At 65.6% G+C, this 19,589-nt stretch carries 19 protein-coding genes and 1 pseudogene; 10 read left to right on the top strand and 10 right to left on the bottom strand.

All coding sequences use genetic code 11. The features are described 5' to 3' along the window. Positions 1-39 precede the first annotated feature (39 nt). Positions 40-1,326: a serine hydrolase domain-containing protein gene (locus HU230_RS19165; RefSeq protein ID WP_176530324.1), complete on the top strand. Its 1,287-nt coding sequence runs from the start codon at positions 40-42 to the stop codon at positions 1,324-1,326. Continuing rightward, positions 1,307-2,590, top strand: a complete 1,284-nt coding sequence (locus tag HU230_RS19160; protein ID WP_420840879.1) for a serine hydrolase domain-containing protein — start codon at positions 1,307-1,309, stop codon at positions 2,588-2,590. Before HU230_RS19165 ends, HU230_RS19160 begins: the two co-directional genes overlap by 20 nt. A 17-nt stretch (positions 2,591-2,607) precedes the next feature. On the opposite strand, the gene HU230_RS19155 is transcribed toward HU230_RS19160, so the two are convergent. The 6 genes and pseudogenes from HU230_RS19155 to murI form a co-directional block, all read right to left on the bottom strand. Next, positions 2,608-3,675, bottom strand: coding sequence for a threonine aldolase family protein (locus HU230_RS19155; protein WP_176530326.1), 1,068 nt, complete (start codon positions 3,673-3,675; stop codon positions 2,608-2,610). A gap of 92 nt (positions 3,676-3,767) precedes the next feature. Next, on the bottom strand, positions 3,768-4,385 hold the full coding sequence (gene rpsD / locus HU230_RS19150) for a 30S ribosomal protein S4 (protein WP_176530327.1): 618 nt from the start codon (positions 4,383-4,385) through the stop codon (positions 3,768-3,770). Between the two features lie 267 nt (positions 4,386-4,652). Further along, entirely contained in the window at positions 4,653-5,438 is a 786-nt protein-coding gene (locus tag HU230_RS19145) for an acyltransferase (protein WP_176530328.1), read from the bottom strand. A gap of 117 nt (positions 5,439-5,555) precedes the next feature. After that, positions 5,556-5,943, bottom strand: a pseudogene (locus HU230_RS19140) (cupin domain-containing protein). 302 nt (positions 5,944-6,245) lie between these two features. Beyond that, complete coding sequence (locus HU230_RS19135; protein WP_176530329.1) at positions 6,246-7,022, bottom strand: HpcH/HpaI aldolase family protein; 777 nt, start codon at positions 7,020-7,022, stop codon at positions 6,246-6,248. A 60-nt stretch (positions 7,023-7,082) separates the two neighbouring features. Beyond that, the gene (gene murI / locus HU230_RS19130) at positions 7,083-7,880 is read right to left on the bottom strand and encodes a glutamate racemase (RefSeq protein WP_176530330.1); all 798 of its coding nucleotides are present in this window, start codon (positions 7,878-7,880) and stop codon (positions 7,083-7,085) included. A gap of 172 nt (positions 7,881-8,052) precedes the next feature. Between murI and HU230_RS19125 the strand changes: the two genes are divergently transcribed. Then, positions 8,053-8,616 (top strand): cytochrome b, encoded by a 564-nt coding sequence (locus HU230_RS19125; RefSeq protein ID WP_176534962.1) that lies wholly within the window; start codon positions 8,053-8,055, stop codon positions 8,614-8,616. Positions 8,617-8,782: 166 nt separating this feature from the next. On the opposite strand, the gene HU230_RS19120 is transcribed toward HU230_RS19125, so the two are convergent. The 4 genes from HU230_RS19120 to HU230_RS19105 all read right to left on the bottom strand — a co-directional run bounded on the left by HU230_RS19120 (position 8,783) and on the right by HU230_RS19105 (position 13,600). Beyond that, positions 8,783-9,955, bottom strand: a complete 1,173-nt coding sequence (locus HU230_RS19120; protein ID WP_176530331.1) for a M20 aminoacylase family protein — start codon at positions 9,953-9,955, stop codon at positions 8,783-8,785. A 130-nt stretch (positions 9,956-10,085) separates the two neighbouring features. After that, the gene (purB, locus tag HU230_RS19115; RefSeq protein ID WP_176530332.1) at positions 10,086-11,393 is read right to left on the bottom strand and encodes an adenylosuccinate lyase; all 1,308 of its coding nucleotides are present in this window, start codon (positions 11,391-11,393) and stop codon (positions 10,086-10,088) included. 163 nt (positions 11,394-11,556) lie between these two features. Further along, positions 11,557-12,213: a response regulator gene (locus tag HU230_RS19110; protein ID WP_224924493.1), complete on the bottom strand. Its 657-nt coding sequence runs from the start codon at positions 12,211-12,213 to the stop codon at positions 11,557-11,559. Positions 12,214-12,229: 16 nt separating this feature from the next. Next, positions 12,230-13,600, bottom strand: a complete 1,371-nt coding sequence (locus tag HU230_RS19105) for a sensor histidine kinase (RefSeq protein WP_176530334.1) — start codon at positions 13,598-13,600, stop codon at positions 12,230-12,232. 220 nt (positions 13,601-13,820) lie between these two features. On the opposite strand from HU230_RS19105, the gene HU230_RS19100 reads away from it, so the two are divergent. From HU230_RS19100 to HU230_RS19075, 7 genes are all read left to right on the top strand, one after another. After that, positions 13,821-14,612 carry a MotA/TolQ/ExbB proton channel family protein gene (locus tag HU230_RS19100; protein WP_176530335.1) on the top strand — a complete coding sequence of 264 codons (792 nt, stop codon included), beginning with the start codon at positions 13,821-13,823 and terminating at the stop codon, positions 14,610-14,612. Next, on the top strand, positions 14,609-15,280 hold the full coding sequence (locus HU230_RS19095; RefSeq protein ID WP_176530336.1) for a hypothetical protein: 672 nt from the start codon (positions 14,609-14,611) through the stop codon (positions 15,278-15,280). Before HU230_RS19100 ends, HU230_RS19095 begins: the two co-directional genes overlap by 4 nt. Beyond that, on the top strand, positions 15,273-15,881 hold the full coding sequence (locus HU230_RS19090; protein ID WP_176530337.1) for a hypothetical protein: 609 nt from the start codon (positions 15,273-15,275) through the stop codon (positions 15,879-15,881). Before HU230_RS19095 ends, HU230_RS19090 begins: the two co-directional genes overlap by 8 nt. Before the next feature lie 607 nt (positions 15,882-16,488). Next, positions 16,489-16,623 (top strand): hypothetical protein, encoded by a 135-nt coding sequence (locus HU230_RS43665; protein ID WP_275948961.1) that lies wholly within the window; start codon positions 16,489-16,491, stop codon positions 16,621-16,623. Next, the gene (locus HU230_RS19085) at positions 16,620-17,213 is read left to right on the top strand and encodes a TetR/AcrR family transcriptional regulator (protein ID WP_176530338.1); all 594 of its coding nucleotides are present in this window, start codon (positions 16,620-16,622) and stop codon (positions 17,211-17,213) included. The genes HU230_RS43665 and HU230_RS19085 overlap by 4 nt, the downstream gene beginning before the upstream one ends. Positions 17,214-17,320: 107 nt before the next feature. Then, the gene (locus HU230_RS19080; protein WP_176530339.1) at positions 17,321-18,061 is read left to right on the top strand and encodes a metallophosphoesterase family protein; all 741 of its coding nucleotides are present in this window, start codon (positions 17,321-17,323) and stop codon (positions 18,059-18,061) included. Positions 18,062-18,066: 5 nt separating this feature from the next. After that, the gene (locus HU230_RS19075) at positions 18,067-19,545 is read left to right on the top strand and encodes a serine/threonine protein kinase (RefSeq protein WP_176530340.1); all 1,479 of its coding nucleotides are present in this window, start codon (positions 18,067-18,069) and stop codon (positions 19,543-19,545) included. The last annotated feature ends 44 nt before the right edge of the window (positions 19,546-19,589 follow it).

Raw genomic sequence — 19,589 nt, 5'->3', positions numbered from 1 at the left:
GCTACACTTCCCCGTGATTTCCGGGGAGGGATCAATCAAATGCATTCACTTCGTTTGACGTGCGCCGCCGCAGCCGGCGCGGTGTTGCTGGCGGCATCGTTGGCGTACGCGCACACCGAGGGCACCTACGAGATTCCGGCGGGCGCGCATTTCAACCCCGACAAGCTCGCCAAGATCAGCGAGTTCTTCAAGAACGAGGTCGAGACCGGAAAGATTCCCGGCGCCATCGTCCTGATCCAGCAGCACGGCAAGCCGGTGTATCACGAGGCCTTCGGCGTGCAGGACGTGGTCAGCAAGGCGCCGATCACCGACAAGACCATCTTCCGGCTGGCTTCGATGTCCAAGTCGATCACCGCCGTGGTGTCGATGCAGCTGCTGGAGGAGGGAAAATACAAGCTCGATGATCCCGTCTCGAAATACATCCCGTCCTTTGCCAATGTGAAGGTCGGCGTCGAGAAGAAGGCCGAGGACGGCACCAAGACGCTCGAACTGGTGCCGCCGCAGCGCCCGATCACGATCCTCGATTTGATGACGCATACGTCGGGCATCACCTACGGCTTCTATGGCGACAGCCTGGTCCGCAAGGCCTACAAGGAAGCCAACATCTATGGCGGCGATTTCGACCTCGCCGAATTCGCCGAGCGGATCGCCAAGCTGCCGCTGCACAACCAGCCCGGCGAGCTTTGGCAATACGGCCATTCCACCGACATCCTGGCACGCGTGATGGAGGTGACCACCGGCGAGAAGCTCTCGACGATCGAGCGCGAAAGGCTGCTCGACCCGCTTGGGATGAAGGACACCGGCTTCTTCGTCACCGATCCCGAGAAGCAGAAGCTGATGGCGGAGCCGATGCCGAACGACAGCGACTTCCGGGTCGGCCGGGTCAACGATCCGACCAAGGTGAAGAAATGGGAATCTGCCAGCGGCGGCATGGTCTCGACCATGGCGGATTACGCGCGCTTCGCGCAAATGCTCCTCAACGGGGGCACCCTCGACGGCAAGACCATCATGAAGCCCGAGACATTCAAGGAACTGACGACCGACCGCGTCGGCCCGGGCTCCGGCGTCGCGCGCGACTTTTTCTACTTCCCCGGCGACGGCTTCGGTTTTGGGCTTGGCATCGCGGTGCGTACCGATCCGGGCACTGCGAAGCCGCCGCCGCCCGGCGATCTCGGTGAACTGAAGTGGGACGGAGCAAGCGGCTGCTATTACGTGATTGACCGCAAGCAGGACATGTTCTTCATCCTGCTGGAGCAAACACCGAGCCAGCGCCAGCCCATCCAGCGGATGCTGAAGCAACTCGTCTATGAAGCCATGGAAAACTGATATGCACGAGTGCCGCGCGTTCGTCGCGGCACTCGCGGTCGCTCTCGTCGCAACGGTTGCGCAGGCCGGCTCCGCGGGGCCGGCCGCGCATAGCTTCTCGGCGGAGGGCCTTGCCAAGGTCTCCGACTTTGTCAGGAACGAGGTCGCGGCCGGGAAGATCCCGGGCGCGATCCTGCTGCTGCAGCAGCACGGCAAGCCGGTCTATTACGAGAATTTCGGGGTTCGCGACGTCGCAACCGAACTCTCGATGAGCGCGGATACCATCTTCCGACTCTATTCGATGTCGAAGCCGATCACGTCAGTCATCGCCATGATGCTGGTGGAGGAGGGCAAGCTCGCGCTCACCGACCCGGTGTCGAAATACATCCCGGCCTTTGCCGACATGAAGGTCGGCGTCGAAAAGCGCGGTGATGAGGGCAAGGCGACGATGACGCTGGAGCCGCTCAAGCGTCAGGTGACGATCGAAGACCTGATGCGCCACACGGCAGGACTGCCCTACGGCTATTATGGCGGCGGTGTCGTGAACAAGACCTACGCCGATGCCGGCCTGTTCGACAACGATCCCGACAATGCCGAATTCACGGCGCGGCTCGCGGCGCTGCCGCTCGCCGAACAACCCGGCACGCAATGGGACTACGGCCATTCCACCGACGTGCTCGGCCGCGTCATCGAGGTAATCTCGGGGAAACCCCTGTTCCAGGTCGAGAAGGAGCGGCTGCTCGGCCCGCTCGGGATGAACGAGACCGCATTCTATGTTGCCGACCGGGCGAAATGGCCGCTGATCGCCGAGCCGATGCCGAAGGATCGCAGGATCAGCCCGGTGGCCGAGGTTCGCGACCCGCGCAAGCCGCTGCGCTGGGAGTCGGGCGGCGGCGGCATGGTCGGCACCGTCGGCGACTATGCACGCTTCTCGCAGATGCTGTTGAACGGCGGCAGCTATGGGGGGAAGCGCTATCTGAAACCGGAAACCATCGCGCTGATGGCTTCGGATCACAGCGGTCCCGAAACCGGTGTCGTGCGCGACAAGAACTATTATCCGGGCCCGAACTCCGGCTTCGGCCTCGGCTTCGCGGTCCGTATCTCGGTGCCGCCGAACACGGCCTGGCCGCTCGGCGAATATCGCTGGGACGGCGTCGGCGGCACGTTCTTCTTCATCGATCCTGCCGACGATCTGTTCGGGATCTTCATGGTGCAGACGCCGTCACAGCGCGGCCGGATCCAGCAGGAGCTGAAGACGCTGATCTATCAAGCGATGGGGCGGTAGACGCTCGGGCTACGTAGCTATGCCCCGCGCACGATGTCCCTGACGTGACCGACCGCTTCCTCGATCATCGCGGCCGTCACGTCGAGATGCGTGCAGGCCCTGATCCGGCCGTCCATCATTGCGAGCGTCACGCCGCGCTTGCGCAGCTCGCTGACCATCTTGTCGCCCGACACGCCGGCGCCGTCGGGCTTGAAAAAGACGAGGTTGGTCTCGGGCGCCTGCACGGCGATGCCGTTGATCTGCGATAGCCCGCGCGCCAGCGCCCGCGCATTGGCGTGGTCGTCGGCGAGGCGATCGACATGGTGATCGAGCGCGTAGATGCAGGCGGCGGCACAGACGCCGGACTGCCGCATCGAGCCGCCGAGCCGCTGCTTCCAGCGCCAGACGTCGTCGATGAAGGCGCGGGTGCCTGATATCACGCCGCCGATCGGCGCGCCGAGGCCCTTGGAGAAATCGATCCAGGCGGAATCCCAGCCCGCCGTCATGTCGTGCGGCGAGATGCCAGAGGCGACCGTCGCGTTCAGCAGCCGCGCCCCGTCCATGTGGGTCACAAGCCCATGGTCCTTGGCGATGCGCACGACCTCGTCGAGCGCGGTCTTCTTCCAGATCGTGCCGCCGCCGATATTGGCGGTCTGCTCGACGCTGACGAGCACCTGCGGCGGCTGGTAGCGGGTGCGCGGATGCAGCGCGGCGCGAAACGTCTCCGGCGTGAACTGGCCGTCATCGCCCGGCAGCTGCGTGATCTGGAAGCCGCCGAGCGCGGCATGTGCGCCGCCCTCGCGGGCGATGATATGCGCGGTCGCGTGCGCCAGGATCTCGTCGCCGGGGCGGCAATAGGCCAGCGTCGCCGCGACGTTGCACATCGTGCCCGACGGCATGAAGACGGCGGCTTCCTTGCCGAGCAGATCGGCGACGCGGGCGCAGAGCTCGTTGGTGGTCGGATCGTCACCGACCTGCTCGTCGCCGACCTCCGCCCTCGCCATCGCCTCCCGCATCGCCGGCGTCGGCTTGGTTTGGGTGTCCGACAACAGGTTGATGCGGACGGCGGGCGCCTTGGGATCGGGCCGGGCAGGGGTGTAGTGCATGATGTTTCTCTCGGTCGAGGTGCCGCGACTGTAGCCAAACAAAAAGGCCCCGGCAAAACCGGGGCCTTTCGGATCTCGCAATGCTGCTGTGATCAGCGCGAATAGAATTCGACGATCAGATGCGGCTCCATCTGCACCGGGAACGGTACGTCGCCGAGCGCCGGGATGCGGACGAACTTCGCGGTCATCTTGCCATGATCGACTTCGAGGAAGTCGGGCAGGTCGCGCTCGGGCAACTGGGCGGCTTCCAGCACCGGGGTGAGCTGCTTGGAGGATTCCTTGACCTCGATGGTGTCGCCGACCTTCAGCTTGTAGCTGCCGATGTTGACCTTGCGGCCGTTCACCTTGACATGGCCGTGGTTGATGAACTGGCGCGCGGCGAACATCGTGGCGACGAACTTGGCGCGATAGACCACGGTGTCGAGACGGCGCTCGAGCAGGCCGATCAGGTTCTCGCCGGTGTCGCCCTTCAGGCGGCTGGCCTCGACATAGATGCCGTGGAACTGGCGCTCGGAAATGTTGGCGTAGTAGCCCTTGAGCTTCTGCTTGGCGCGGAGCTGCACGCCGAAGTCGGAGAGCTTGCCCTTGCGGCGCTGGCCGTGCTGGCCGGGGCCGTATTCGCGGCGGTTCACGGGGCTCTTCGGGCGGCCCCAGATATTCTGGCCCATGCGGCGATCGATCTTGTACTTCGCCTCACTGCGCTTTGTCATCGCGTCCTCTTTGATAGCCGTCGCACGAAGCGCCCGGCGTTTTGTCAGTTTCAGGTTTGAGGAGACGCGCCCTCCTGTGTACCGGCCAAAAGGCCCGTACCGACAGGTTCGCCTCGAAAGCTCGGGGAGAACCACGGGTCGCGAAACGCATCGCGGGCCGAAACCGGCCCGCGAGCAAGGGTGGTCTTAAGGAGAAAGTCGGGCTCTGTCAAACAAAACGCGGGGCGATTGGGCCGAATCGGCGTCAAAATCGCCCCCTTTCGCCGCTCAAAGCCGGGTTCCGGCGGCTCGGACCGGCCGGGCGTCGGCTTGCGGCCGGATCGCGCCCAATTCGGCGGCGATTTCGCCGCCGAGCACCTGCTCGAGCCGGGTCAGGGTCTGCGCGATCAGGGCGGCGTCGCAGACCAGGTGGTCCCAGCGCAGCACCACATCGATGGTGTGGTCCGGCTTGATCACGCCATAGCTCAGCAGGAATGGTCCCGGGCTCAGCGCGTGCAACTCGCCCGGGCCATAGGCTGCAACCGAGGTGACGCCGAAGCTGCCGCAGAAATTGGCGCGCTGTCGGCCGAAATTCATCCCGATCGCCCATGCCAGGCGGCGCAGCGGAAACGGCAGGCGCGTCACACAGAGGGTTTTGCGGAATGAGGGGATCTCGTGCAGCGGCGCGGTCTTGGCGCGCCGGATCAGCGCGTCGACATCGCCGAGCGCCATCTCGTCGGCTGCGCAGACGCGCTCGAACAGCACGCAGTCCTCGCCCTTCTCAACGCGCGCAACGGCCACCATGCCGACGCTGCGCGGCAATTCGTAGAGGCAGGGCCACGGCCATTTGACGTGCAGCGTGCGCAGGGTCGGCTCGGTCTTGGCGACCAGCGCGAATGCCTTGACGAAGATCGAGGCCCAGCCCGGCGCCTGCGCCGCGCGTGCGCGGGCCTCGACCACCGCACGAACGTTCAGCGAGCGTGTCAGGGAGACGAACGGCACGCCGGCGGACGCGTACATCAGATCGGCGACGAGACGGCGCGGCAGTGAAATCCGATGAAATTTACCGCGCATCTGTTCGGTTCATATCTCTGCAATCAGGCAAAAAACAAAGGCCCGGCGAGCTCGAATGGTTGCTCGCCGCACCTGAAGCCAACATGAACCAACTGGTCGGAGGCCGACAGGTTCGGCTCACGGCGCCGGTTTGGCCAAGGGCTCGCCGGCCTTGACCACGTAGACCCCTAGCACCTTGAGCGGTTTGTCGCCGGAAGTTTTGGCGTCGTGCACCGCACCTTCCGGGATCCGGTAGGAACCGCCCGCCTTCAGCTTCAGCGGCGGCTTGCCGTCGATCACAAGTTCCAGCTCGCCTTCGAGCACATAGCCGGTTTCAGCGCCGGGATGGCTGTGACGACCCGACGCACCCCCCCCCCGCCGAAACCTCGGCAATCGCCGTAACCGTGTTGTAGCCCGCCGGGAAATCGACCTTCCGCAGCGGTGTCCGCTTGATGCCGCTCTGCTGCGCAAGGGCAGCGCCGGCACCGGCAAAGGCAACCACGGTGAGCAGCAATTTCCTGAACATGCATTTTCCTCGCAAGGCGCGAAAGTCTAGCAGTGCGGAATCGCGGCGGAAAGCAAGCGTTGTGTGATCTTTGGTTTCGACATTGGGATTAGTCCGTTCATCCAATAGCGCAGGCTGTCGTGGAATCTGTGCGGCCTTGCTTACGCGGGGCTTACAAGCTGTTTGGGCAATTGCCGTGCTCACCCACAGGCACGATGCTGAAGGCACGCCGCTGAGCGTCGCCGTGGCTCCTCGATGACGTGATTGGAACTCGCTCGTCGGCAGGTGAGCGCGCGAAGCGCGCTGTCAGCCACGCGTCACGCCTACCGCTTGATCCCGGCGACCGCGGCGGCGATGCCGCGCTGGAACAGCGACCAGTCGAACCCGAGCGCGAGCGCGAGGTAACCCCGCTCGATCATCGCATTGGCCTGCTCGGCGGTGCGCGCGACGCCGCCGATCGGCACGCCGCTCTTCATGATGCCTTCTTCGGCGCGCTGCATCAGCGCGACGACTTCGGGGTCGTCAGGCAGGCCGCGCTTGTTGATCGAGGTGGCGAGATCGCCGGGTCCGATCACCGCGAGGTCGATGCCGCGTGTCGCCATGATCTCGTCGATCCGGTTCACGGCATCGACATGCTCGATCGTGATCATGCAGATCATGTCGTCGTCGGCGGTCGCCATGTAGTCGTTCATCGAGACGCCCCAGCGGAACGGCGCATGGAACGGCCCCCAGAGCCGGTCGCCCTTCGGCGGATAGCGCACGCTGCGCGCGGCCTTCTCGGCGTCGCCGCGGTTGCAAATCATCGGAAAGTTGATGCCGAGCGCGCCGATGTCCATCGGCGCCTTGGCGAGGTGCGGCTCGTTGGCCGCGATCCGCACCATCGGCACGCACGGCGTCCCTGAGGTGGCCACGATCATCGCATGCGCGGTGCCGAGATCGATCGGGCCGTGTTCGAGATCGACGATGATCCAGTCCAGCGACTGCGCCATGATCTGCACGGTCTGGATGCTCGGAATGGTCGCGATCGCGCCGAAGGTCGGGCGCTTGTCGCGCCAAGCCTTGCGCAGGCGGTTGAGCGGCGTCAGCGGTGCTGAGGTCAATGCAGTGCTCCCTCGATGAGGCGAGGGGAAGCTAGCAGCACATGGTGACGGCGAAAAGGATCAGGCCGGAACGCGGCCGCCGAAGAACGGCGTCAGCGCCTCTGTCAGCGCATGCGGGCGCTTCGAGGTGAAGATCATCTCGGCGCCGGCCCCATCGCTCTCCATGCCGGCTGGACCGAGCAAATCGGCGACGCGGCGGGCGATCGCGGGCGCCGGATCGATCCAGTCGACCGGCCAGGGCGCGAGCCTGGTCAGGCGTTCCATCAGCAGCGGATAATGCGTGCAGGCGAGCACGACGGTATCGGTGCGGGCGGGGTCATTGGGGCCGTTGCCGACGAAGCAGGGTGCGAGCTCCGCCGCAATATCCTCGTCGCGCACGCTGTCGCCGCTGAGCGCGGCTTCCGCCAGCGAGGCGAGCTCGCCGGAACCGACCAGAGTCACCTCGCAGCCCTGCGCGAAATCCGAGATCAGCTTGCGGGTATATTCGCGCTTCACGGTGCCCCTGGTGCCGAGCACCGAGACGCGCCTGGTTTTCGACGAGGCGCAGGCCGGCTTGATCGCCGGCACCGTGCCGACGAAGGGCAGGCGGTAGGCGTCGCGCAAATGCGACATCACCAGGGTGGATGCCGTGTTGCAGGCGATCACGACGAGGTCGGGCGCATGGGCCTCGGTCAACTCGCCGACCAGCGGCACCACCCGCGCGATGATCTCGTCCTCGGTGTGGTGGCCATAGGGGAAGAAGGCGTCGTCGGCGACATAGACATAGTGCGCGTCGGGCCGGGCGCGGACGATCTCGCGCAGCACGGTGAGGCCGCCGAGGCCGGAATCGAAGACGAGGATGGTCGGGGGAGTGGACACGGTGACAAGTCTATCCGAGGCAGGGTTACCATTCAGTTGTTTTGGCTAGCCGGCCTCTGCGGCCGACAAAAGGCGGTGAAGCCGGGAATTTCATATGGCCTTGACCTATCCCTGCAAGGATCACGGCAAACTATTGCTGCGACGTGCGAAATCCAAACGGGGCAACTCGACCATGATCCGCAATACGACCGCGAGCTGGGGCTCGCTCGCCCGTGCGTTCCACTGGGTGCTGGGCATCACCATCATCGGCATGCTGGCCTATGGCTGGTGGATGAACCACTTCCCGGCGCGGGCGGACAAGTTCTTCTACCGGTCGATCCATGCCGATATCGGCTATCTGGTGCTGCTGCTGACCGTGCTGCGGCTGCTCTGGCGCGGCGTCAATCCGACGCCGGCGCTGCCGGCCGACATGCCCGCCTGGCAGCGGATCGCCGCCCGCGTCAACCATGGTGCGCTCTATGCCGTCACCATCCTGGTCGCGATGCTGGGCTGGGCGCATTCCGGATCCCGCGACCAGGACTATTCGAGCTTCTTCGGCCTGCTCCACGTTCCCCAGATCACCTCGCCCGACAAGGCGGCGGCGGATGCCTTTGAGCATCGCCACATCTTCTTCGCCTATGTGTTGCTCGGGCTGATCGTGCTGCACCTCGCCGCGGTCGCCTTCCATCATTTCGTCAAGCGCGGCCGCGTCGCCGCGCGGATGATGGGCGCCGGTGAGGTGGACGGTGCTCGTTAGGCTCACGCGCTCAGGACGAGCGGACGATCGCCAAGTCACGGCATCGCTGCCGGCGGCGGGCGGCATTCACTGCATGACGCAACAGCAGCCGCGCTCGTGAAAATGATGACGCCGGCGCGAATTGATCGCGACCGGCGTCATGTTCGTCAACGGCGCGTGGGCGGTGCTAACCCGCCGGCATCTGCTTCTCGACCAGCCGCACCCAGTAGGAGGCGCCGTGGCCGAGGATGTTGTCGTTGAACTTGTAGGCCGGGTGGTGGCACATCGGGCCGTCGCCCATGCCGAGGAAGACGAACGCGCCGGGACGCGCTTCGAGCATGAACGCAAAATCCTCGGCGCCCATCACCGGTACCAGATTGTCGTTGACGCGATCGGCGCCGACCACGTCACGGGCGACCTCGGCGGCGACGCCGGCCTCACGCGCGTGGTTCAGCGTCACCGGATACATCCGCCCATAGTCGGTCTCGGCCGATCCACCATAGGCTTTGGCAATGCTGGAGGCGACCTCGCCGATCCGGCGCTCGACCAGATCGCGCACGCCGGGATCGAGCGTGCGCACGGTGCCGCCCAGCGTGACGGTCTCCGGGATCACGTTGAACGCAGTACCGGCCTCGAACATGGTGATCGAGATGACCGCCGATTTGAGCGGATCGACATTGCGCGACACGATCGATTGCAGCGCATTGATGATCTGGGCGCCGATCAGGACGCTGTCGACCGCTTCGTGCGGGGCCGCGCCGGCGTGGCCGCCCTTGCCGCGGACGACGATCTTCAACGTGTCCGACGAGGCCAGCATCGGGCCGGGTGTCGTCGCGAAATAGCCCTCGGGCAGGCCGGGCATGTTGTGCAGGCCATAGACCTCCTGGATGCCCCAGCGGGTCATCAGCCCGTCGTCGACCATCGCCTTGCCGCCGGCGCCGCCTTCCTCGGCAGGTTGGAAGATCACGACCGCGGTGCCGTCGAAATTGCGGGTCTCGGTGAGATATTTTGCGGCGCCCAGCAGCATCGCGGTGTGGCCGTCATGGCCGCAGGCGTGCATCTTGCCGGGGATCTTCGAGGCGTAGGCGACGCCCGAGGCCTCGGCGATCGGCAGCGCGTCCATGTCGGCGCGCAGCCCGATGGTCTTGCCCGAATTGGACTTGCGGCCGCGGATCACGCCGACCACGCCGGTGCGTCCGATCCCCGTCACCACCTCGTCGCAGCCGAACTCGCGCAGCTTGTCGGCAACGATTCCGGCCGTGCGGTGGACCTCGTAGAGCAGTTCGGGGTTCTCGTGGAAGTCATGGCGCCAGGCGGCCATTTCATCCGAGAGGGCGGCAACGCGATTGACGATGGGCATAGGGAGCGTCCGTTTCTTGTGAGCTTTGTAAGGCGGGCAGCGTAGCCTAACCCGGCGACTTGTCACGCGAAAGCGACCGTCATTCCGGGTTCACGCGCGGTGCGCGTGCCCCGGAATGACAGAGAAACCCTCAGCTCTCCCCGAACACCCGCTTGAAGATCGTGTCGACATGCTTGAGGTGATAGCCGAGGTCGAATTTTTCCTCGATCTCGGCATCCGTCAGGTATTTCTTCACGTCCGCGTCCTGCTTCAGCAGCGTCTGGAAGTCGCCTTCGCCGCGCCAGACCGGCATCGCGTTGCGCTGCACGAATTTGTAGGCGTCCTCGCGGCTGGCGCCCTTTTGGGTCAGCGCGATCAGCACGCGCTGCGAATGCACCAGGCCGCCGAGCCGGTCGAGGTTCTTCTGCATGTTCTGCGGATAGATCAGGAGCTTCTCGATCAGGCCGGCGAGCCGGACCAGCGCGAAGTCGAGCGTGACGGTGGCGTCGGGGGCCATCATGCGCTCGGCCGAGGAGTGCGAGATGTCGCGCTCGTGCCACAGCACGACGTTTTCCAGCGCCGGCGTCACATAGGCGCGCACCATGCGCGACAGGCCGGAGAGGTTCTCCGACAGCACCGGGTTGCGCTTGTGCGGCATCGCCGACGAGCCCTTCTGGCCCTCGGAGAAGAACTCTTCCGCTTCCAGCACCTCGGTGCGCTGCAGATGGCGCACTTCCACGGCGAGCCGTTCGACCGAGGCGGCGATCACGCCGAGGGTGGCAAAATACATTGCGTGGCGGTCGCGCGGGATCACTTGCGTCGAGACCGGCTCCGGCCGCAGGCCCATCGCTTTCGCGACGTGCTCTTCGACCCACGGGTCAATCTGGGCAAAGGTGCCGACCGCGCCGGAGATCGCGCAGGTCGAGATTTCGTCGCGCGCCGCGACCAGGCGGGCGCGTGCGCGCGCGAACTCGGCATGGGCATAGGCGAGCTTGAGGCCGAAGGTGACCGGCTCGGCATGGATGCCGTGGGAGCGGCCGATGGTCGGCGTCATCTTGTGCTCGAAGGCGCGCGTCTTCAGCGCCGCCAGCACCCGGTCGAGATCGGCGATCAAGAGGTCGGCGGCGCGCTTGAGCTGGACGTTGAGGCAGGTGTCGAGCACGTCGGAAGAGGTCATGCCCTGGTGCACGAAGCGCGCCTCGGGGCCGACGATTTCTGCGAGATGGGTCAGGAAGGCGATGACGTCGTGCTTGGTCTCACGCTCGATCTCGTCGATCCGCGCGACGTCGAAGGTGGCGTCCTTGCCCTTGGCCCAGATCGTCTTGGCGGCTTCCCTGGGGATCACGCCGAGTTCGGCCAGCGCGTCGGCGGCATGCGCCTCGATCTCGAACCAGATCTTGAAACGCGTCTGCGGCTCCCAGATGGAAGCCATTTCCGGGCGGGAATAACGGGGAATCATTGCGCACTCCGAATCGAGCGGGGCGGGGCCACTAACAGGGAATATAGTGCGGAAAACCGGCCAAAATAGCCGGCGTGGTGGCCGTAGCCTGGATCAGCGCAGCGATATCCGAGGCCGCGCGGCCGATCCCGGGGGCGCTGCGCTCACCCGGGCTACAAGGCGGCTACAAATTCGCCAACCCGCATTCGACGGCCAGGCGGACCAGCTGGGCGTCGGTCCGCATGCCGGTCTTGGCCTTGATCAGATAGTGGTAGTTCTGCACGGTCTTGGTGCTGAGGTTGAGGTTTACAGCGATCTGTTCCTTGGTGCTGCCGGCCGCGAACTGCCGGAGAATCTCGATCTCCCGCTCGCCGAGCTGGTCGAGGGCCGATTTGGACGGCACCAGGCTCTCCAGCGCGAGCACCCGGGCGACGTCGTCACTCATCGCATGCTCGCCGCGCGCCACTGAGCGGATCGCCGCGATCAGCTCGGCCGGCTCGCTGCCCTTGGTGACGAAGCCGCTGGCGCCGGCGCCGAACGCCGCCTTCACCTGGGCGGCCTCGCTGTGCATGCTGAACACCAGGATGCGGGCGTCGGCATCGCGCGCGCGGATGTTGCGGATCGCTTCCAGTCCGCTCGCGCCGGGCATCGAGATGTCCATCACCACTACATCGGGCTGGTGCGACTTGAAGGCGCGGTAGGCATTGGCGGCGTTGTCGGCCTCGGCGACCACGCTGAAATCGTCCTGATGCTCGAGCACGCGCCGGTAGCCCTGGCGGACGACGGGATGATCGTCCACCAAGAGGATCGAGATGCCGCGACTCTTCACGTTCGTTGTCATTGCGGCCATCGTCATCTCAGGCGGCGAGCGGAATCGTGGCGGCGACGGAGAGGCCGCGGCTGGCGCGCGCGATCGACAGCGAACCGCCGAGGGCTGCGACGCGCTCGCTGACGCCGGTGAGGCCGAAGCCCGCCGACTGCGCCACCTTGGCGGCATCGCCGCCGCCGTCGTCCTCGACCCGCACCAAGAGCGCGTTCTCGGTTCCGGTGCGCCGCTCGATCCGCAGCACGATCTCGCGCGCGGCGCTGTGGCGCAGCGCATTGGTCAGGCACTCCTGCGCGATGCGATAGGCAGTCGCGGCGACCGTGCCGCTGATGTCGGCAAGATCGCCCTGCAAATCGAGCTGGATCATCGGCTGCGTCGTGCGCGATCGCCAGCTGTCGACCAGATCGACCAGGCTTGCCTCGAGCCCGAGCTCCTCGGCCGGCGGATGGCGCAGGCGGTTCAACGTATCGCGCAGGCAGGCGATGATGCGGCGCGTGGCCTGCGAGATCATCCGTGCATCCTGCGCAATTTCGGTGCCGGCGGCGTATTTGTCGCCGGCGCTTGCCTCGATCGTGGTGGCGAAGGCGAGGATCGCGGTGAGGTTTTGGCCGAACTCGTCGTGCAGCTCGCGGGCCAGCGCGCGGCGTTCGTCGTTGCGGATTTCGAGCAGCCGCCGCGTCAGCATCGTGCGCTCCTCCTCGGCCTGCGCGAGGCGGTCGCCGAGATCGCCGACGGCGCGTCCGATCATCGCGAGATCCATCGAGCGGACGCGCGGCAGCGGCGTGCGGTACTCGCCCTCGGCCATGCGCCGCAGCGCCGACACGATCGAGTGGGCGGGCGCCAGCGTATGCGCGATCGCGAGCGAGGCGAGCAGCGCGATGGCGAGCGCCATCAGGAGCGCGACATGGATGTTGTCCAGGATGTGCTGCCAGGCGAGCGCGATCGCGGCGTCCGGATCGGAGATGGCGCGGACGGTTCCGGCGGTGGCGGTGCGGGCGCTGATCGGCCGCTCGACGGTGGCGTGATCGCCGAGCACCGTCTGCACGGTTGCCGCGAACCAGCGCGGCGGGGACTTGCCGATCCCCTTGCTCTGGCCGCAGAGCGGCTTCTCGAAGGCGCTGGCCGGTTCGAACTGCACGCAGATCCCCGGCGCGATCAGTCCCATGGTTTCGATGGTGCGCCAGTCCGGCGCCGGTAGCAGTTGCTCGCGCATCCGGTTGCTGCGCAGCAGCAATTCGCGCCAGTACAATGCTTCAAGCGCCTGCGAGACCCGCTCGGCGGACGCCGACGTGGCGCGATCGACGCTGCGATAGGCATCGATCGTGGCCCAGACGGTAGCCGCGCCGAGGCACAGCGCGACGATGACGAGCAGGCGGGCAACCAGTTGAAGCACGAGGCGCATGCGATCACTCCACGGCCGGAGCATGATGCAGAAAGAGGGGGAAGCGTAACAGCAACCCCGTTCCCGGCAAGTGCAAGCATGCGCAGCGATGCAGGTCGGGAAATTTGCCCGACGAAACTTGGGCAGATGTCTTTGGACGGCGCCCGCAGGCTCTGCTCTAACGGGAGGCGAGGCCACCGCGGAGCCTCATGGAACAATCGTCACAGGGAGATCACGCAGCATGAATGCCAAGGTCGGCGCCGCCGCATCGGCCGGCACGGATGCGGCGGAGCGTAGCGTCCTGCTGCTCTGGATGATCTTTACCGGCCTTTCGGTGTTCGCCGCCTTCCTGCTGTGGCGTTACGGGCTGATCCGCCTCATGGTCAGTTCCGATCGCACCTACATTTCCAGCGTCATCGCCGCGCTCTACATCGTCACCTGCGTCCATTGCTTCTGGCGGACGCGGGCGATTGCGCGGGAAGGCGAGGTCGCGCGCGGCTGCCGCGCCATCCTCGCCACGCCCGACGGTGCCAAGCTGCTTGTATCAGAGGCGCTTGCATCGGATGCGCGCGGCCTGCCCCGTGGCCTCGTCACCGATCACATCAAGAGCCTGGTGCAGAAAGCTGACGCGCAAGCCAAAGGCCGCATCGACCAGACCCTGCTGCTGCGGACGCTGGCCGATCGCCTGCGCGGCTCGAACGGGTTTGGCGCCTTCGTCTCCGACACGCTGATGAAGCTCGGCCTGCTCGGCACCATCATCGGCTTCATTATCATGCTGGCGCCGATCGCCTCCCTCGATGCCGCCGACAAGGTCGCGATGAAATCGTCGATGGGCCTGATGAGCGACGGCATGGCGGTCGCGATGTACACGACGCTGGCCGGGCTGATCGGATCGATCCTGGTCCGGATCCAGTACTACATGCTGGATTCCGCGACCCAGCGGGTGTTCTCCGATGCGGTCGTGCTGACCGAGACGCACGTCACCCCGGCGTTGGAGCGTCGGCTTGGTACGCCCCTTGGAACGCCGCCATGATGGACGAGTTCGGGCTCTATCCGCGCGAGGAAGCATTCGATCCCCTCGGTGTCATGCTGTTCAAGGCGCTGCAGGTCGTCGCCTTCCTGTTCTTCCTCGCGCTGCTCGCGGTGTCGCCGGATTCCAAGGAAGGCAAGATCGACTCCAAGGCGGAGTTCATCATCACGTTGGACTGGCCGGACAACCATCCTGACGATCTCGACCTGTTCGTGCAGGACCCGGCCGGCAACATCGCCTGGTACCGGCATCGCGAGGCCGGCTTCCTGACGCTCGATCGCGACGATCGCGGCGGCGCCAACGACTTCATCGTGGTCAACGGCAAGAAGATCGCGTCGCCGATCCGCGAGGAGATCGTCACCTTGCGCGGCATCGTCGCCGGCGAATACACCGTCAACGTCTCGCATTTCCAGGCGACGACCGGCGAGCCGGTGCAGGCCAATGTGAAGGTGCAGAAGCTCAATCCGACGGCGCAGGTCATCTTCGACGACAAGCTGACCGTCACTCACACCGGCGACGAGAAGACCGCGGTCAGGTTTCGCATCGACGCCGAGGGCAAGGTGATCAACGTGGACCAGCGGCCGAAATCGCTGTTGGAGACGTTTCGTAACGTCCACGCCAACGGCGCCGATCTCGACCCGAAGACCGGGGTGAGGATGCGCCGTGATTAGTCTGCAGTCGGTGATTCTCACGCTTGCGGTCGCCTACGCGGCGGTCGGCGCGCTGCTGCTGATCGTGCTGGTCTATGCGCGGTTGCACTGGTCGCTGAAGGCGATCGTGATCGTCGTGACCAGCGCGTTCTATTTCGTCAGCTTCGGCGGCATGCGCGGCCTGCTCGGCTGGGCCTCCGCGGAAAAGCTGCCGGCGAATTTCAAGCTGCTGTCGACGCGGATCGTGGAGCCGCATTCGTTGGAGGGCGATCCGGGCTCGATCTATCTCTGGGTTGAGGAGCTTGATGAAGACAACCGGCCGAGCGCGGTGCCGCGCGCCTTCCGGATTCCCTATAGCGACGCGTTGGCCGAGCAGACCCACACCGCCGACAACGAGATCAAGGCCGGGCATCCGCAGGGCGGACGGGCAGCCGATTTCGGCGGCGGCGACGGGACCATCATGGATTTCGTCAGGGAGTACATCACGCCGAAGACGCTTCTGGAGACCACCGGCGGCGACTCCACCACCGGGACCTTCGTGCCGCCGCCGGCCGGCGCGCAAGGATCGGTCTTCACGCCGCTGCCACCGCCCCGGATGCCGCCCAAGGACGAGCAACAATAGCTGGATGCAACCAACACGAGGATGGCATAAAAATAGGGATCGCCAATAATCGGTCAGCCGGGTGGACAGTAGTCATCCGGAATTCCTCAATTCCGTGAACCGTGTAGTCTTGGGGCTAACCGGGGCTAGATTTCATCCCCAAGCCATTTTCCCGGCAAAGGGGCCGCTGCGTGAAGCGGCCCCTTTCGATTCCGGAGCCCGGTTCCAGTGCCTCAGAGCACTGTCAGGAATGCGATCGCGAGAACCATCAGCCACCCGACGATAACGAGCGAGACCACCGCGCCCGCGGTGATCTTGGCGATCTCCTTGAAGGTCATCGGCCGGTCCATGCAAACCTCTCCCGGGTAGCCCTGAGGGGTACATAGGCACGGACTGGCTGTCGCCCCGGCCGCTCACGGAACGGTGTAGTGCGCCGCACGGCCGGGCCGCAGGGGGCCCGTCGGGATCGCATAGCTGTCATCTCGCAAAGTTTGTCTGACAGATATTGAAATCTGTCAGCGGGATGGTCTATATACTCACGAGCCCAAGGGAGGAGGGCGCCCAGTGGCTGTTCCGGTATTTGGCCGGGGAGCCGTACTTAATTTGACTACCTCGAAGGACTACCTCCATGACGATAGAAATCTTTCAATTGACCGCCCAGATTCAACAGTGGCTCAATCTTCGCGTCGCCCGCCATCTGGCAGCCCAGGCTGCCAAGTTCAGCCGCGGGCAGGACAGCGCTAACCAGACGGTAAACGCATGAACGAGGCGGTGGTATTGACACCCGAGCGGATCCTCGAAGCAACCGAGGATGTTTTGAGGCGCTTCGGGCTCGCCAAGGCCACCGTTGTCGACGTTGCCCGTGCGCTGGATGTCAGCCACGGCAGCGTGTACCGCCATTTTCCCAGCAAAGCCTCGCTCCGCGATGCGGTCGCCAAACGCTGGCTCGACCGCGCCAACGAGCCGCTGTGCAAGCTCGCGGCAAGCGATGGCCCTGCGCCGGAACGGCTGGAGAAATGGCTGCGCACCGCCTTCACGATCAAGCAGAAGAAGGTCTGCGACGATCCCGAGATGTTCGCGACCTACCTCGCACTCGCGCAGGACGCGCGCGAAGTGGTGGAAGCCTACAAGGACAAGCAGGTCGATCTGATCGCGAAAATCCTGACCGACGGTGTCGCGCAGGGCGTGTTCGAGGTCGATAATGTGAAGGCGACCGCGCGGGCCGTGTTCGACGCCACCGTCCGCTACCACCACCCGGCGCATGCCGAGGAATGGGCCAAGCCCGAATGCCCGTCGCGGATCGACGCCCTCATCGCCCTGCTGCTGCGGGGCGTGCGGGTGTGCAAGCACTAACCGACCGTTCTTCCGACATACCCTGATCATCTGATGCCTTTGGCCCGATTGCGAGCCCGGGGCCGCGTGTGCTTGATATTGGGCAGGGATCAACGGCGCGGACCTCGATGCGGCTTGCACTCTTTGCCGATATTCATGCCAACCGGCAGGCCTTCGCGGCCTGCCTGGATGCCGCGCGTGCGCGCGGCGCCGAGCGGCTGATCTGCCTCGGCGATATCGTCGGCTATGGCGCCGATCCCGAATGGGCCGTCGATACTGTGAAGGACCTCGTCGCCAAGGGCGCGATCGCGGTGCGCGGCAATCATGACAATGCGATCGGCGTGCCGAGCGACAGCATGAATGCCGATGCACAGGCCGCCATCTACTGGACCCGCGGCCGGCTCAGCGCCGGGCAGAAGGAGTTCCTCGCCGAGCTTCCGATGTCGCGGGAAGAGGACAACCGGCTCTACGTGCATTCCGAGGCGTCAGACCCCGCGAAGTGGCGCTACGTCCGTGACACCTCCGACGCCGCGCGCAGCATGATGGCAACCGAATTGCAGATCACCTTCTGCGGCCACATCCATCGTCCGGGCCTCTACTCGATGTCCTCGACCGCGAAGATGACCAGCTTCGTTCCGACCGCGGGCGTCGCGGTGCAATTGTTGACGGGGCGGCGCTGGCTCGCCGTGCTCGGCTCGGTCGGCCAGCCGCGCGACGGCGATCCGGCGGCTTCGTTTGCGATGTTCGACACCATCAGCCGCGAGATCACCTATCACCGCGTGCCCTATGACGTCGCGACTGCCGCGGCGCGGATCAAGGCCAGCGGCCTGCCGCTCTGGCTCGCCGACCGCCTGCCGATCGGCAGGTAATGCAGATGGCGGCGCTGACGATGCAGGCGGGCGCCGAGATCGATGGCTTCACCATCGGCGAGCGGGTGCACCGCGGCGGCATGGCGACGCTGTGGAGCGTCACCCATCCGGGCATCAATGTGCCGCTTTTGATGAAGGTGCCGCTCACCTCGGAGGGCGAGGATCCGGCCGCGATCGTCAGCTTCGAGATGGAGCAGATGATCCTGCCGCGGCTGTCGGGTCCGCACGTGCCGGCCTGTTTCGGCACCGGCGACTTCGAGCGTCAGGCCTACGTGGTGATGGAGCGCATCCCGGGCCAGACGCTCTACAAGCGGCTCGACGCGCTGCCGTTGCCGTATGAGGAAGTGAGGGTGATCGGCGGCAAGGTCGCGACCGCGCTCGCCAGCCTGCACCGGCAGAACGTCATCCATCACGACATCAAGCCGAGCAGCATCATGTTCCGCGAGCGCGGCGAGGCGGTGCTGATCGATTTCGGTCTCTCGCATCACCAGCATCTGCCCGACCTGTTGCAGGAGGAGTTTCGGCTGCCTTACGGCACCGCGCCCTACATGGCGCCGGAGCGCCTGCTCGGGGTGCGCGACGATCCGCGCAGCGACCTGTTTTCGCTCGGCGTGCTGCTCTATTTCTTCACCACCGGCGTTCGCCCGTTCGGCGAGACCGAGACCCTGCGCGGCATGCGCCGCCGGCTGTGGCGCGACCCGTATCCGCCGCGCAAGCTGAAGCCCGACTATCCGCCATGGTTGCAGGAGATCGTGCTGCGCTGTCTGGAGATCGACCCGGCGGCGCGCTATCCGACCGCGGCGCAGCTTGCCTTCGATCTCGGTCATCCCGAACAGGTGAAGCTGACGGCGCGGGCGCGGCGGCTCGATCGCGATCCGCTCGGCACGGTGTGGCGCCGCCGCTTCAATCTCGGCGCGGCCCCGCCGCAGCCGAAGTCCGATGTCGCGGCGCAACTCACCTCGAGCCCGATTGTCGCCGTCGCGCTCGATCTCGGCGAGGGGACCGAGGCGCTGAACGAGACCATCCGCGTCACCGCCGAGCAGGTGCTGTCGACGTCGCCGTCGGCGCGGCTCGCCTGCGTCAACGTGCTGAAGCTCAATCGCCTGGCGATCGACCGCACCCATGACGAGCAGGGCCAGAACAAGCATGTCGACCGCCTGGTGGCGCTCCAGCATTGGGCGCGGCCGTTCAGGCTCGAGGAGGGGCGGCTGACCGTGCATGTGCTGGAGGCGATCGATCCCGCCGCCGCCATCCTGGAATTCGCCGCGGTCAATCTGGTCGACCACATCATCATCGGCGCGCGGCAGAACTCGATGCGGCGCGCGCTGCTCGGCAGCGTCTCCGCCAAGGTCGCCGGCGAAGCGCCGTGCACGGTGACCGTGGTGCGGCCGTCGCGGCTGACGCCGGCGACGGAGGCCGAAGACGGCGACGGCGCGGCGGACCCTGCGGCCAGCGCCGCGGTCACGCCGCCCGCATTATTCTAGAACTTCGGTTCTGATCGGATCAGAACCGAAGTTCTGGATTCTTG

Source organism: Bradyrhizobium quebecense (assembly GCF_013373795.3).
GTDB lineage: Bacteria > Pseudomonadota > Alphaproteobacteria > Rhizobiales > Xanthobacteraceae > Bradyrhizobium > Bradyrhizobium quebecense.
The sequence above is the reverse complement of the archived record's forward strand: the minus strand, read 5'-3'. Positions and strand labels throughout refer to the sequence as shown.